Source organism: Shinella sp. NM-101, assembly GCF_021401195.1.
Taxonomy (GTDB): Bacteria; Pseudomonadota; Alphaproteobacteria; order Rhizobiales; family Rhizobiaceae; genus Shinella.
Genome location: NZ_JACBFT010000007.1, coordinates 248,952 through 262,271, shown reverse-complemented (window position 1 = coordinate 262,271; position 13,320 = coordinate 248,952). Strand labels below are relative to the sequence as shown.

Below are 13,320 nucleotides of genomic sequence, written 5' to 3'. Positions count from 1 at the left end.
TAAGCGGCATACTGTTTACGGGCAGGCCTGACCTTGCAGTTCGCGGTTCAGCTGCCGACGTGAAGGGGCGTCACCAGACTGCGCAATGCCGCGAGAATGCTGGGCAAAACCGCCTTGCTTGTCCTCGGATTGTCCGATGGCTTGTTTCGGATGGTAAGAGACAGGGATGAGACATCCGACTCCAGTTCGACGGTGTGAACCGCACCGCTCGCCGAGGGATCCGCCCAGACCTCGACCGTAGTTCTGTCGTAACCAATTCCGGCCAAGCTCAATGAAACCGCGACGTTGAAGTGTCGCGGGAAAGCCTCGGCGGCTTCACGCGCGGTTCCGCTGAAAACCCTCACAGGGTCCTTGGGCGGCGCTTCTTCGAAGTGAAGGCCCTGCCGGCGGACATACTCCTCCCCTGCAAGGGAGTCTGGCTTCTGGTGGGAGCTGTGACGAACAGAGGTAATGGTCCCCTCCGCGGCAACGCGAATCGCGTCAAAGCCCGGAAACGCACCCGTTGCTATCTGAATACGGGCGCCCGTACGTGCTGCCTCCGCAATCATGTCCGGGAAATCCAGAATGCCCGCGGCACTGACGCAAATCATGGAGCGGCCAGCGTCGATGACGGCGCGAGCGATCTCGGGAAAAGCAGCGGCCGTCGTACATTCGACCACAACATCGACTTGCCCGACGATCTCATGCAGGTCGAGCACGCGGAGCACGGGCGAAAGCAGGGCCGCGGCCTCGGCTGCCTTCTCGGTGTCACGCGAAGCGACCGCATGGAGTGTTACGCCCGGGATATCGCCGGCGACAAGGCGCGCGGCAACTCCGCGCCCGACATTGCCGAAGCCGACAATCCCCACCTTTAGATCAGGTCGCGCGTTCACAACTGCAGCCCCCTGACCGGTGCACTCACCAGATCGATGTAGGGTCCGATATCGGGGCTCGCCCAAAGCGCGCCCGCCGTTCTTTCAAGCCTCTCGACGTGATCGGCATCGAAGACTGACCCGGCGAGTGCGCGGAACTTTCCGGAAAGCTCGTCGGCGGTCATCGGCGCCTCGGGATAGCCGCGCGCGATATCCTGCCGGCGGGAATATACTCGCCCGTCCCTGGTCTTGATTTCGAGAATTGTCGCGTAGAAATCGGGGAACAATGGATCGAGCGCCGGATCCGACGTTACGGAAACGACCTCGCATAGCCGTTGCAAGGCCGGGTTCCCGATACGGCGGTCAACGAAGATATCCTCTACCCGGAGACGGCCGTTGCTGAGCGTGACGGGAAGGATGTACTGCGCGCAATGGCTCTTCAATGGATTTCCATCGACGCAGTGGATGCCATCCTTCGGGAAGCGCATGACGATCGACTCGACGTCATCCGGAGTGATCCCGGATTCGTCCATGATGCTGTGGAGTGCGTCGAGCGCAGGATGCAGAAATGCCACGCAGGAATAGGGTTTGATGGCCATTTCCATGACGCCGTCCCATGCGGATCCCAGGTCCCGGACCAGCAGTTCCGGCGAGGGCTTGCGGCTGAATGCGTTGAAGATGGTATGTCCGTGGTCGAAAATGCCGGATGGACCGCCGAACCCCTTCCTGGCGAGAAGACCCGCCGTCACTCCATTGCGTGCCGCCACGCCCATCTGGAAGGGGCGGGCATTTTCGGTAGGATCGCTTTCCCAAGCCATCATGCCGGATGCCTGGCAGGCCGCAAGGCCAAACGCCCTCACTGTCGCCTCCCGGTCGAGACCGAGAAGATAGGCCGATGCGGCCGTGGCGCCGAAAGCGCCGCAAACCGCTGACGGATGGAAGCCGAGCGCATATTGCTCCGAGGGACCGAGCGCGATCGACACCCGGTATTCAACCTCAAGGCCAAGCGCCACAGCCGCGATGAACTGCGAGCCCTCGATGCCGAGGCCCTCCCCGAGAGCCATCGCGGTTGGGATCATGACGGCAACGGGGTGGAGAATACCTTCCGGATGGTGCGGCTCCACATCGCAGGCATATCCCATCGTGCCGTTGGCCAGCGCAGCCATGACGGGCGAGGTTTTGAAACCGTGTCCAACGACGCTGGCGACCGGGTTGCCGCCCTGCTCCCGCGCGAAGTCCGCGATGATCCGCCCCGTGGAATATTCCACATTTGCGGCGGCAACCAGCGCAGCCGTGCCATCGACAACAAGCGTCCCGGCCATGTCCCGCACGGCCGCCGGCAGGTCGTCTGCCCTGAAGGAAGCCACGAATTCCGCGAGCTCGTTGGTCATCGCCGCCACAGTCTCTTGCGCCATATGTGATCTCCCAGATTTCCAAGGCCGTGCCGCGAGGATACGGATCACCGGGACCTTGTCAATACAGGTCTGTATTCAGGTCTATATTATTTCTGGTGGCGGTGAATTGACAGCGCCGCAATTGAATGCGAGCCTGAATTCAGGCGGTAATGTAGACGAAGAAGCTGCATTTCGTCACGCCCGCGAGGTCGCGGCCCTGCCGTCCGCCTTCGGGCGGGATCCGCAAAAATCCAGAGGAGAATACACAGATGAAAAAGATAGTCATGGCGCTGGCATTGGCGGCGAACCTCCCCCTCACACCCGTGCACGCCGCGGACAAACTCACCGAAATCAAGGAACGCGGCTACATGATCGTCGCCGTGCGCAATGACTCGCCCCGCTTCGGATCGATCAACCCCGAGAACAACGAGATCACGGGCTTCGACGTCGATATTACCAACGCAATCGCCGAGCAGATCCTCGGTGAGAACGCCAAGGTGGAGTTCGTTCCCGTCGCACAGGCCGGCCGCATCGCGTCGGTGACGACCGACCGCGTGGACATGGTCGCGGCGACCCTCTCGATAACGAACGACCGGTTGCGCGAGGTCGACTTTTCCAACGTTTACATTCGTGTCGGTCAGTCCCTGCTCGTTCCCCAGGATTCCAAGGTCAATGACGTGAACGACCTTCAGGATGCCACGGTTTGCGCTCCGCTTGGATCGACCCCTGAAATGGTCATTCGCAATCGGCTGCCAAAGGCGCAGGTCCTCGCGCTGAACGGAGATTCCGAAGGGCTGATGGCGATCAAGGCCGGCAGGTGCGACGCATATTCCACTGGCTTTCTCTCGCTCATGGACCTCGCAAAGGCCGACCCGAGCGTTCGCCTGGCAGGAAAGCCGTTCACCTATGAAACATTCGGTCTCGCCTTCAAAAAGGGAGACGACAGCCTCCGGGAAGCCGTCGATGCGGCGCTGACGGGGATCGACAAGAACGGCAAGTACGATGATGCATACCGGAAATGGATTGCCGAGACTCTGCCCGCCGATCGTGAAGAATGGCTCGGCCTGCCCCCTACCGAAGCCGCCGACCGTTATGCCGCTTCGCTGACCTCCAAATAGAGAGGGCCGATATCCACCGGATGGAGTGAGGTGCATCCGGTGGACGGGCTCAAGCCAGGAACTAAGGCAGTCGAGAACCGGTGCAATCTGCCGTTCGCGCCACGATCATTCAGAAACGTGATCTCCTGGACGACGTGATTGATGATCATGAGGCAAAGAGAATGACAGGCCTGCCGACAGCCCTCGCGCACGGATCCACTTCGCTGAGGTTCTTGGCGCAATCAGTAAGGCGATGAGCGCAAGGAAGCCGCGATTGGTAAACGGCTTGGCCGGATCGACCGCAGCATTAGCGCCTCGAACGGGAGATAGCGTCCCTGGAGATCGTTTATACCGCCGAAAACTCCACTTATGTGCGATCCAATGGCGGATATGAGAACGCCCAGTCCGGGACCGCGTATCTACTGCAGGAGGCGGAAACGATGCCCTTGCAGTCCCTTTGCGGTTACCGGGAAGGATATCAATCGTCCCGCTTCCTGCCCTTGTGACAAGGATGTAACGAAAACCCTGTCCAGGGCCGGTCCTCCGAAACACATCATCGACGGGGCGGATACCGGGAGCTGCATTTTCTCGAGAAGGTGGCCCTTGTCGGAAAATCTGTTGAGGCATCCGGCGGAGGCGCCGGCGCTCCAATAGCAGCCGTCGCGATCGACGGTGCCGCCATCCGGGCGTCCGTCGTTTTCTCCAGGACGCGCGATGACACGGCCTTTCGAAAGACCGCCGTCGATGGGGTCATAGTCGAAGACCCGGAGGACCTGCCCGCGGCTGTCCGAATGGAACATCCGGCGTCCGTCCGCCGACCATGCGAGGCCGTTGGATGTGTAGAGCCCGTCGATCATGCGGGTGCAGCGCCCGTCGCGATCGATGCGGTAAAGCGCGGCGTCGGGCGTGCGGGGATCGGAGAGGTTCATGCTGCCGACCCAGAAGCGGCCTTCGGGGCTGGCCTTTCCGTCGTTGAGACGGTTGTCTGGCCGATCGGGTTCGGGCGTTACGAATAGGGTCAGCCTGCCGGTGTCGAGCTCGAGCAGGTGGACGCCGCTCCTGAGGGCCACGATCGCGCCGCCGCCTTCGCACAGTGCAAAGCTGCCGATGGTTTCAGGCATGGTCCAGGTCCGGGTTTCTCCGGTTCCCGGATGGGTGCGGATCAGCGCCGGGTGCGACATGTCGACCAGCCAGACGCAGCCGCTATCCGCGTCCCAGAACGGGCTTTCCGGCGCAATGAGACCGTCTAGATGAGATTCGCAAGCCACGACCTTGCTATGGATGACATCCACGCTTCCCGGCGTGTCGGAGAGCCGCCGCATCGCACTATCCTTTGAGTACTTTGCCATGCCCGCGGCCGGTCGGCCGTCGGCTGGCGTCAGGTTTTGGTTGCATCATCAAGGGCGATGACGGCAGCGGCATTGGCAAGCGAGGTCGCCAGCGTGTTGATCGCGCCGGTGCGCAGCGCGCCGAGAATGATGGCGGTCTTCGTAGCTTCCGAGGCGATCGCGATCACATTGTTGATGCCGCGCAGTTCCTGCAGGGAAAGGCCGATAACCCTGCCTTCGATCATGCCGCCGAGGCTTCGTCCGTCGATCGAAATGAAATCATGGCCCATGACATCGCCCACGGTGCCGGCGACGCGCGCCTGGGTGAGCTCCTGCGGCGTGAAAAGCCCCATCCGGATGAGATTGCTGTCTTCCGAGAGATCGCCAAGCCCGACGAGCGCGACATCTGCGCGGCGTGCACAGTCAAGCGTTTCCTTGACCGTCTCGTTGCGCAACAGCGCTTCCTTCAGCTCGCGGGTCGCCACGATGGCCGGCGCATAGAGCGTCTTGCTACGCCCGCCGAAACGTTCCTCCAGCCGCCGCGCGATGTGATCGGGATTAAGCGTCGCCGCGCCGTGCACCGAGCCGCCGATCGACGGCGCGAAGATGACCTTGCGGGGTGTCGGTGAACTTGGCGCCTCGGTGATCGATGCGACATTGCGGCCCATTCCGACGGCGACGGTCATGCCATCGGTCAAAATCTGGTCGAGATAGGCCGCCACGAGGGCGCCGGTCGTGCTGCGCTGGGCCTCCTCTGAGGGCTGGTTGATGGCGACGAGGAGCTTCGTCAGGCCGAAGCGCCGCTGAAACTCCGCTTCGAATTGCCATGCGAGATTGGGATTGGCGCGGATCTGGATGCTGACGATGCCCGTTTCCCGAGCGCGCTTCAGGACCCTGCTGATCCGGGAGCGGGACATGTTGTATCGCCGCGCCAGCTCTTCCTGCGTCACCTCCTGCAGGTAATAGAGCGCGGCGATCTCGGTCGACTGATCGATATCCAAATCACTCATTGTCGTTGTTTTGACCATCTGACAGCATCCGTCGGGGCAGGAGGGAAGATGCCGGGGTATCAGAAATCGGTTGAAAAAGACAAGATATCGGCAAGTCGGGGAATGGAGGTCTGCGCGCCCGGCAGCGTACAGGCAAGGCTTCCCGCCACGACGCCGCGTCTCACGGCAGTTGGAAAATCGCTTCCCCCGTCGAGCGCGGCAGCGAATGCACCGACGAAACTGTCTCCTGCGCTGGTTGTGTCCACCGGAACGATCTTCGGCGCAGGAATCTCAAGCAGGATGCCTTCATGCCATGCCTGCGCTCCCTTGGAGCCTAGCGTCACGATGGCGCTGCAGCCATAGGTGCGATGCAGCCCTTCGGCAGCCTCGGTAGGCCCGCTGACCGAAAGCCCGACCGCCTCGGCGACGATCATCGCCTCGTGCTCATTGACCACGAGAACATCAAGCACCCTCAGCGTCTCCTCGGGAACGCGCTGAGCCGGGGCGGCGTTGAGCACGGTCCTTGCGCCGCGTCGGCGCGCCAGGACGACGGCGGCGAAGTTTTCCGGCAGTGCCACCTCCATCTGGAAGACGAGCGTATCCCCTTCACCGAATTCGAGCGCTTCGAGCTGCGCCACGCGGGTATCGAGGTTGGCGCCTGCGGCTGCGATCACCGTGTTCTCGCCGTCGGCGGCGACCGTGACGAGGCAAAGCCCGGTCATCCGGTCCGATCGGGCAAGATGCGACAGGTCGACGCCTTCGGCTTTCAGCAAGGCGGTTGCAAGCTCGGCGTGCTCGTCGCGCCCGACCGTGGCCACATGGACGACTTTCGCGCCGGAGCGCGCCGCCGCAAGCGCCTGATTGCCGCCCTTCGACCCGGGCACGAGCGCATAGTCCGGACAGGCGAGCGATTCACCGGGGGAGGGGATGCGTGAGACATTGGTCACGAGATCCAGAGCAACGGATCCAAAGACAACGATCATGGCGTCTACCTTCTGCGGATGGCCGGCCCGGACATGCCGGGCCGGCCGGTCTCAGCCATTACTTGTTGCGGAACGCGAGGAGGGAATCGACGTTCTCTGCGGTGACCGGGGTCCACGGAACATTGTAGTTGGCGGCCTTGCCGTCAGCGAACGGCATGTCCGGATACTGGGTCCAGACGTCCGACTGCGGCTCGTAGCTGGGGTCGGCGAGCTTGGCGGCAACGTCGAGGGAGCCCATCGCCTGCGCGCGGGCGTCCTGCAGGATGGAGGTCATCTCGCCGGACTTGACCGAAAGCAGCGCGTCCGTGATGCCGTCGATTCCGGCGATCGCGAAGTCGCTGACGTTCAGGCCCTGGCTCTTGATGGCTTCGATCGCGCCGAGCGCCATTTCGTCGTTCTGGCCGATGACGCCGGCGATCTGGCCCGGATAGCGGGTCAGCCAGTTTTCCATCAGGGCCTGTGCTTCCGCACGCGACCAGTTGGCGGTCTTGGTTTCAAGAACCTTGACGTCCGGGCATTCGGCGAGCGCCTTGTCGTTGCCTTCGCTGCGCTGGATCTGCGCGGAGATGCCGATCGGGCCCTGGATGACGACGACATTGCCCTTGCAGCCGATCTTGTCGAGCACGGCCTTGGCTTCCATGTAGCCCGACAGGGTATCGTCGGAGCCGACATAAGAGGACAGGAGGTCCGTGTTGGCGCGGGTGTTCGTGCCGACGACCGGGATATTGGCGTCATGTGCCATCTTGACAGCCGTCGCGCCGGCATCGGCGTCGATCGGAGCGAAGATGATCGCCTGGTACTTCTGGCTGATCATCGTTGCGAACTGCTCCTGCTGGACCAGCGGGTCGTAGCGGCCGTCGAAGACCGTGACCTCGACCTTGCCGTTCTTGACGGCCGGGCTTTCCTGGACGGCAGCAGCCCAGAGCTGCATGAATTCGGCCTTGAGGCCGTAAAGCGATACGCCGACCTTGATGGGGTCTGCGGCGCTGGACAGGCTGGTCATCGCTGACAAGGCGAGTGCGCTGACAATACCGAGTTTAAGAAGTCTCATTGCGGTTCCTCCCGTTGGGTTGTTACATGGATGGTAAGGTGGGCATGTTGCCCTTCACTCGGCCTCTTTCTGGCGAGAGCTGTCGATCATGACGGCCAGAACGATGATCAGGCCCTTGATGATCTGCTGGTAGTTCGAGTCGACCCCAAGCAGGTCGAGCCCGTTGTTCATGACGGCGATGATGAGGGTGCCGAACAGGGTGCCCGTCACCGAACCGGTGCCGCCCGACAGGCTGGTACCGCCGATGACGACCGCCGCGATGGCGTCCAGTTCATAGGAGACGCCGGCCTGCGTCAGGCCGGAGCCCGTGCGTGCTGCAAGAAGCAGGCCGGCAAGCGCTGCCGTCACGCCGGAGATCATGAAGACCGAGAGGCGGATGCGCGAGACGCGGATACCCGATGTGTTTGCCGCGCGCGGGTTGCCGCCGACCGCATAGACATGCCGGCCATACCGCGTCTTGCTCAGCACCCACCAGGAAACGGCGAAGACGACGAGCAGAACGAGAATAGGGGCGGGCACGCCGAGCACGTGGCCGGTGCCCATCCAGCGAAACTCCGGCGTCAGGCTCGGGACGGGCTTGCCGCCGGTATAGAGCATGGCGAGCCCTCGCGCGGAGGATAGCATGCCCAGCGTGACCACGAAGGAGGGAACGCGGAAGCGCGTCACGACGATGCCCGAGACGGTGCCGCACAGAAGGCCGATGACGAGACCGACGGCGATCGCGACGAGCGCAGGATAGGGGGTGCCCGACACGCCCGCGACCGGCGACGTCGTCGCGAAGCTCGCGCCGACGATGCCCGCAAGGGCGACGACGGATCCGACGGAAAGGTCGATGCCGCGCGTCAGGATCACGAAGGTGAGGCCGATCGCCAGGATGCCGTTGATCGAGGACTGGCGCAGCATGTTGAGGAGGTTCTGCGACGTCAGGAAATAGGGCGAGATGACCGTCAGAAGGGCGCACAGCACGAAGAAGGCAATGATGATGCCGTAGTCTCGCAGAAGGCGGCCGGGCAGCGGAACCGCCGATACTTTCGGACTGCTGCCGGGAGCGGTTTGGTTCTGGGTATTCATCGTCCTATCCACTTTGTTCTTTCGATGCGGTGCCGGTAGCCTGCCCCGATCTCATGCCGCCAGATGAAGAAGGGTTTCCTGATTGGCCTCGGCACGGGCGACGGTGCCCGAAACGTGGCCGTCCCGGATCACCACGATGCGGTCGGACATGCCGAGGACCTCCTCGACTTCGGACGAGACCATGATGATGGACCCGCCTGCCTGGGCGAATTCCGACATCAGCGCGTAGATCTCGCGCTTGGCGCCGACGTCGACGCCGCGTGTCGGTTCGTCCAGAAGGAGGATTCTGGGCTTGGTGAGATGCCAGCGCCCCATCACCACCTTCTGCTGGTTGCCGCCCGAAAGGGCGGTGACGGCCAGTTGATCGGATGCGGTGCGGATGCGGAACTTGGCGATCATCTCCTTCGCCAGGCTCGTTTCACGACGCTTGTCGACGACGCCGATGGTGTTGGTGAGCGTGGGCAGGATCGCCAGGGAGATGTTGCTGCGCACGCTCGAATGCATGATGAGGCCGCTCTGCTTGCGGTCTTCCGTCACCAGCCCGAAGCCGGCGGCCATGGCATCCTGCACGGTCGCGATCGACATCTGCTTGCCGTCGAGATCAATCCGTCCCGTCCAGCCGCTGTAAAGTCCGAACAGGCATTCGAGTATTTCCGTGCGGCCGGCGCCCATCAGGCCGTAAAGGCCGAGGATTTCGCCCTGGCGCAGATCAAGGTTGATGTCGGTGAGCCGGCCCGGGCGGTAGAGGCCGGTCACGGAGAGGATCGTGTGTTCGCCCGGCGTGCTGGTCTTGACATACTCTTCGGCGAGTTCACGCCCGGCGATCATGCGGATCAGCTCGTTGCGGCTGATATCCGCCATCGCGCCGGAATCGACATAGGCGCCATCGCGGAACACTGTGTAGTCGTCGGCGATGTCGAAGACCTCGCTCAGGCGGTGCGATACGTAGATGATGCCCTTGCCGCGCGCCTTGAGGCGCCGGATTACCGCGAAGAGATGATCGGCTTCGGCAACCCCGACCGCCGACGTCGGCTCATCCATGATGATGATCTCGGCATCGCGCCCGAGCGCCTTGGCAATCTCGACAAGCTGTATCTGTGCGACAGACAGGTTGCCCATCGAGGTCTGCGGGGCCAGCTCAAAGCCGAGCTCGTCCAGCAAAGCCTTGGCGCGCCTGTTCATCGTGGCGAAATCGACGGTGCCGAACCGGGTCAGCGGCTCGCGGCCGAGGAATATGTTTTCGGCAACGGTGAGGCCGCTCACCGGGCTCAGTTCCTGCTCGATGATCGAGATACCGGCGGCCAGGGCTTCTGCGGGATTGGCGAAATCGACTTCCTGGCCGCGCAGGCGGACGACGCCGCCGTCACGCTGGTGGATTCCCATGATGATGGAGAGGAAGGTCGACTTGCCGGCGCCATTGCCGCCGCAGAGCGCATGAACGGAACCCGGGCGAAGAGCGAACCGGCCGTTCACCAGCGCAGCCACGCCGCGGAACGACTTGGTAAGCTCTGTCACATCCAGCAAAAGGCCGGCTTCGGCCCGCTCTTCGGGTGACGATGCGGACATTCTCTCCTCCCGTATCGCGGAATCCTCGATTTCCGCGGGGCGCATGGGAATTTGTATTCCATCTGCGCATTCGTTCATTACATATGATCGTTCATTCTGAAAAAAGTCAACATATGTGCGGCAGGAAAATGGCGACCGCATCGCGTTGACGTGGATATGGTGCGATTTTTGTCTATTATTGAATGCAGACTTGGCGGTATTCCTGCTTGGTAGCCTGGGCGGGCCGGAATTCCTCGAATAAGGAATCGAGAATATGTGCAATATAGCGCAATAATTGCACAAAATATCAGAGCCGCTGGGGGTGTTGAGTGCGTTTTGCGTATTGAATAATGTTTGTTGACATTTGTCGACTGTTATCTGATTTTTGTCGAAATGAGGAGGAGGTTGTCATCGTCGTCGATGAGTCCGACTCGTGCCGTTTCCTTAACGAGGTATGACGATATGACGGATGCTGCCCCCCAGATTGATCTCAATTTCCCGCTTGCGGGAAAGGTGGCCCTGGTGACCGGTGGGGCTTCGGGCATCGGCGCGGCCATGGCGGAAGCCTTCGCCGGCAAGGGAGCGCGGGTCGCCGTTCTCGATATCAACGAGGAGGCCGCGCGTGCACAGGCGGGCCGTCTGGCGGGCGACGCCAGGCCCTTCGTCTGCGATGTGTCCGATCCCAAATCGGTCAACGCCGCCGTTTCGGGCGCGCTGTCGGCGTTTGGCAGCATCGATATCGCCGTCAACAGCGCCGGCGTCGTCTTCCTTGCACCTGCCGAGGATTTGCCGCTCGACTATTGGGACAGGACCATCGACATCAATCTCAAGGGCAGTTTCCTCGTGACGCAGGCCGTTGGCCGGGCGATGATCGCGGCCGGCAAGGGCGGAAAGATTATCAACCTCGCTTCGCAAGCGGGCACGGTGGCCATCGAGGAACACGTCGCCTATTGCGCATCCAAGTTTGGAGTCATCGGCATGTCGAAGACCTTCGCCGCCGAGTGGGGCAAGCATGGTATCTGCGTCAACACGTTGTCTCCGACGATCGTTCTGACGGAACTCGGCAAGAAAGCCTGGAGCGGGGAGAAGGGGGAGGCGGCGAGGAAGCGCATTCCCTCGGGACGCTTCGCCTATCCGGAAGAGATTGCCGCCGCCGCCGTGTTCCTCGCATCCGCCGGGGCGGACATGATCAACGGCGCCGATCTTCTGATCGACGGCGGCTACACGATCCTCTGACGGTCCATACGACACACATGGGAGATAACATGCAGAGGTTCATCAACAATCCTGACGAAGTGGTCGAAGACACGATCAAGGGGTTCGTCAAGGCCCATTCCGATCTCGTGCGGCTTGCCGACAATCCGCGGGTCGTTGTCTCGAAACATGCGCCGGTCAAGGGCAAGGTCGGCATCATCACGGGCGGCGGATCGGGCCACGAGCCGGCCTTCGTCGGCTATACGGGCAGGAACATGCTGGACGCCGTGGCGGTCGGCGAGTTGTTTTCGTCCCCCACCGCCAAGAGCTTCGCCGACGCCATGCGGGAAGCCAATGGCGGCAAGGGCGTCGTCTGCCTCTACGGCAACTATGCCGGCGACAACATGAACGTGAAGATGGCCGTCCGGCTGGCCGAGAAGGAGGGCATCGAGGTTGCTACCGTCGTTGCCAACGACGACGTCTGCTCGGCGCCGGCTGAAGAGCGGCACAAGCGCCGCGGCGTTGCGGGCGAGATTTTCATGTGGAAAGTCGGTGGTGCCAAGGCGGCCACCGGCGCAAGCCTCGAAGAGGTTCGTGCCACCGCGCAAAGGGCGATCGACAATTGCCGCTCGGTGGGGGTCGGGCTCGGCCCCTGCACGCTGCCGGCCGTCGGGCACCCGAACTTCCGGATTGAACCGGGCACGATGGAAGTCGGCATCGGCCATCATGGCGAGCCGGGCGTCCGGGTAGAGCCGCTCAAGAGCGCGGACGAAGTGGCCAGAAGCATGTGCGCCATCGTCCTCGACGATCACAATCTGCCGGCCGGTAGCGAGGTCGTTGTTCTCGTCTCCGGCCTCGGCGCAACGCCGCTGAACGAGCTCTACATCCTGAACGACACGATCGAGCGTGAGATCACGGCCAGGGGCCTGACCATCCACAGGACCTTCGTGGGCAATTATTTCACATCGCTCGAAATGGTAGGCGCGACGCTGACGGTCATGGCGCTCGACGCCGAGCTGAAGGCGCTCATCGATGCCGATGCAAGCTGCACGGTCGCATTGTGAGCGAGGGACTTATCATGCAGACATTCGACAATCCCTCGGCCGGCTCCATCGTCCTGTCGATCGCCGATAGGATCATCGAGAACCGGGCCTATCTCAGCGAGATCGACGGCAAGATCGGGGACGGTGACCATGGTGTGAACATGGCGAAGGGCTTCGGCATTGCGGCCGACCGGCTGAAAGGCACGTCTTCCTCCCTCGCGGATGCACTGGATACGCTCGGCACCGTGCTCATGACGGAGATTGGTGGTTCCATGGGCCCTCTCTACGGCGTCATGTTCACCGAATTCGCCGGGAAACTTCAGGGCGCCGCCGCCGTCGATGCGGATGCCTACAGCCGCATGCTGCATGCCGGGCTCGAAGGCATCCAGTCGATCGGTTCGGCCAAGGTCGGCGACAAGACCATGCTCGATACGCTGGTGCCAGCCGTGGAGGCCTTCGACGCGGCGCATGCAAAGGGAGATTCGTTCGGCGATGCGCTTCTCCGTCTCGTCGAGGCCGCGGAAGCCGGTCGCGATTCGACCCTTGATCTCGTGGCGAAAATCGGCCGCGCAAGCCGCCTTGGCGACCGCTCGCTCGGAGTTCTCGATGCCGGTGCGACCTCCTGCGCCCTCATTTTGAAAGAACTGTCGCTCGGGGCACGTACCCGGCTTCGGTGAGGAACGCCGGCCGACGCGGCCGGATCCGGTATGTATCTCCCAAGACGGCGTGGCCGCGTTCATCGTGACGCGGTCACGCCCTTATTCCGGGGCAGGG

12 protein-coding genes are annotated in these 13,320 nt (G+C 62.4%); 4 read left to right on the top strand and 8 right to left on the bottom strand.

Translation table 11 applies throughout. The features are described 5' to 3' along the window. Positions 1 to 47 precede the first annotated feature (47 nt). Complete coding sequence (locus L0976_RS15735) at positions 48 to 872, bottom strand: aspartate dehydrogenase (protein ID WP_234188229.1); 825 nt, start codon at positions 870 to 872, stop codon at positions 48 to 50. After that, positions 869 to 2,266, bottom strand: a complete 1,398-nt coding sequence (locus L0976_RS15730) for an MmgE/PrpD family protein (protein ID WP_234188228.1) — start codon at positions 2,264 to 2,266, stop codon at positions 869 to 871. Before L0976_RS15730 ends, L0976_RS15735 begins: the two co-directional genes overlap by 4 nt. A 248-nt stretch (positions 2,267 to 2,514) precedes the next feature. Here L0976_RS15730 and L0976_RS15725 point away from each other — a divergent pair, with 248 nt between their 5' ends. Further along, positions 2,515 to 3,363, top strand: a complete 849-nt coding sequence (locus L0976_RS15725) for a transporter substrate-binding domain-containing protein (protein WP_234188227.1) — start codon at positions 2,515 to 2,517, stop codon at positions 3,361 to 3,363. 398 nt (positions 3,364 to 3,761) lie between these two features. On the opposite strand, the gene L0976_RS15720 is transcribed toward L0976_RS15725, so the two are convergent. Genes L0976_RS15720 through L0976_RS15695 form a run of 6 tightly spaced genes read right to left on the bottom strand, consistent with a single transcriptional unit; the run spans position 3,762 to position 10,330 of the window. After that, a complete protein-coding gene (locus L0976_RS15720; protein WP_234188226.1) occupies positions 3,762 to 4,664 on the bottom strand; it encodes an SMP-30/gluconolactonase/LRE family protein in 903 nt (300 codons plus the stop codon). Between the two features lie 56 nt (positions 4,665 to 4,720). Beyond that, a complete protein-coding gene (locus L0976_RS15715) occupies positions 4,721 to 5,680 on the bottom strand; it encodes a sugar-binding transcriptional regulator (RefSeq protein ID WP_233290697.1) in 960 nt (319 codons plus the stop codon). A 59-nt stretch (positions 5,681 to 5,739) separates the two neighbouring features. Then, positions 5,740 to 6,642 (bottom strand): ribokinase, encoded by a 903-nt coding sequence (locus tag L0976_RS15710; RefSeq protein WP_203317733.1) that lies wholly within the window; start codon positions 6,640 to 6,642, stop codon positions 5,740 to 5,742. Between the two features lie 58 nt (positions 6,643 to 6,700). Then, positions 6,701 to 7,693 carry a substrate-binding domain-containing protein gene (locus L0976_RS15705; protein ID WP_203317734.1) on the bottom strand — a complete coding sequence of 331 codons (993 nt, stop codon included), beginning with the start codon at positions 7,691 to 7,693 and terminating at the stop codon, positions 6,701 to 6,703. Between the two features lie 54 nt (positions 7,694 to 7,747). Beyond that, a complete protein-coding gene (locus L0976_RS15700) occupies positions 7,748 to 8,764 on the bottom strand; it encodes an ABC transporter permease (RefSeq protein ID WP_203317735.1) in 1,017 nt (338 codons plus the stop codon). Between the two features lie 51 nt (positions 8,765 to 8,815). Beyond that, positions 8,816 to 10,330, bottom strand: a complete 1,515-nt coding sequence (locus L0976_RS15695) for a sugar ABC transporter ATP-binding protein (protein WP_203317736.1) — start codon at positions 10,328 to 10,330, stop codon at positions 8,816 to 8,818. 441 nt (positions 10,331 to 10,771) lie between these two features. Between L0976_RS15695 and L0976_RS15690 the strand changes: the two genes are divergently transcribed. The 3 genes from L0976_RS15690 to dhaL are packed head-to-tail and all read left to right on the top strand — an operon-like array spanning position 10,772 to position 13,223. Further along, positions 10,772 to 11,545 (top strand): SDR family oxidoreductase, encoded by a 774-nt coding sequence (locus tag L0976_RS15690; protein ID WP_234188262.1) that lies wholly within the window; start codon positions 10,772 to 10,774, stop codon positions 11,543 to 11,545. Between the two features lie 29 nt (positions 11,546 to 11,574). Further along, positions 11,575 to 12,567 (top strand): dihydroxyacetone kinase subunit DhaK, encoded by a 993-nt coding sequence (locus L0976_RS15685; RefSeq protein WP_203317737.1) that lies wholly within the window; start codon positions 11,575 to 11,577, stop codon positions 12,565 to 12,567. Positions 12,568 to 12,581: 14 nt separating this feature from the next. Continuing rightward, positions 12,582 to 13,223, top strand: coding sequence for a dihydroxyacetone kinase subunit DhaL (gene dhaL / locus L0976_RS15680; RefSeq protein ID WP_234188225.1), 642 nt, complete (start codon positions 12,582 to 12,584; stop codon positions 13,221 to 13,223). Positions 13,224 to 13,320 lie beyond the last annotated feature (97 nt).

Excerpts from the sequence above, each read along its gene's own strand:
- L0976_RS15695 (WP_203317736.1), bottom strand. The coding sequence starts at position 10,330 with ATGTCCGCATCGTCACCCGAAGAGCGGGCCGAAGCCGGCCTTTTGCTG.
- L0976_RS15710 (WP_203317733.1), bottom strand. The coding sequence starts at position 6,642 with ATGATCGTTGTCTTTGGATCCGTTGCTCTGGATCTCGTGACCAATGTC.
- L0976_RS15715 (WP_233290697.1), bottom strand. The coding sequence starts at position 5,680 with ATGAGTGATTTGGATATCGATCAGTCGACCGAGATCGCCGCGCTCTAT.
- L0976_RS15700 (WP_203317735.1), bottom strand. The coding sequence starts at position 8,764 with ATGAATACCCAGAACCAAACCGCTCCCGGCAGCAGTCCGAAAGTATCG.
- L0976_RS15720 (WP_234188226.1), bottom strand. The coding sequence starts at position 4,664 with ATGCGGCGGCTCTCCGACACGCCGGGAAGCGTGGATGTCATCCATAGC.
- dhaL (WP_234188225.1), top strand. The coding sequence starts at position 12,582 with ATGCAGACATTCGACAATCCCTCGGCCGGCTCCATCGTCCTGTCGATC.
- L0976_RS15685 (WP_203317737.1), top strand. The coding sequence starts at position 11,575 with ATGCAGAGGTTCATCAACAATCCTGACGAAGTGGTCGAAGACACGATC.
- L0976_RS15725 (WP_234188227.1), top strand. The coding sequence starts at position 2,515 with ATGAAAAAGATAGTCATGGCGCTGGCATTGGCGGCGAACCTCCCCCTC.
- L0976_RS15690 (WP_234188262.1), top strand. The coding sequence starts at position 10,772 with ATGACGGATGCTGCCCCCCAGATTGATCTCAATTTCCCGCTTGCGGGA.
- L0976_RS15730 (WP_234188228.1), bottom strand. The coding sequence starts at position 2,266 with ATGGCGCAAGAGACTGTGGCGGCGATGACCAACGAGCTCGCGGAATTC.
- L0976_RS15705 (WP_203317734.1), bottom strand. The coding sequence starts at position 7,693 with ATGAGACTTCTTAAACTCGGTATTGTCAGCGCACTCGCCTTGTCAGCG.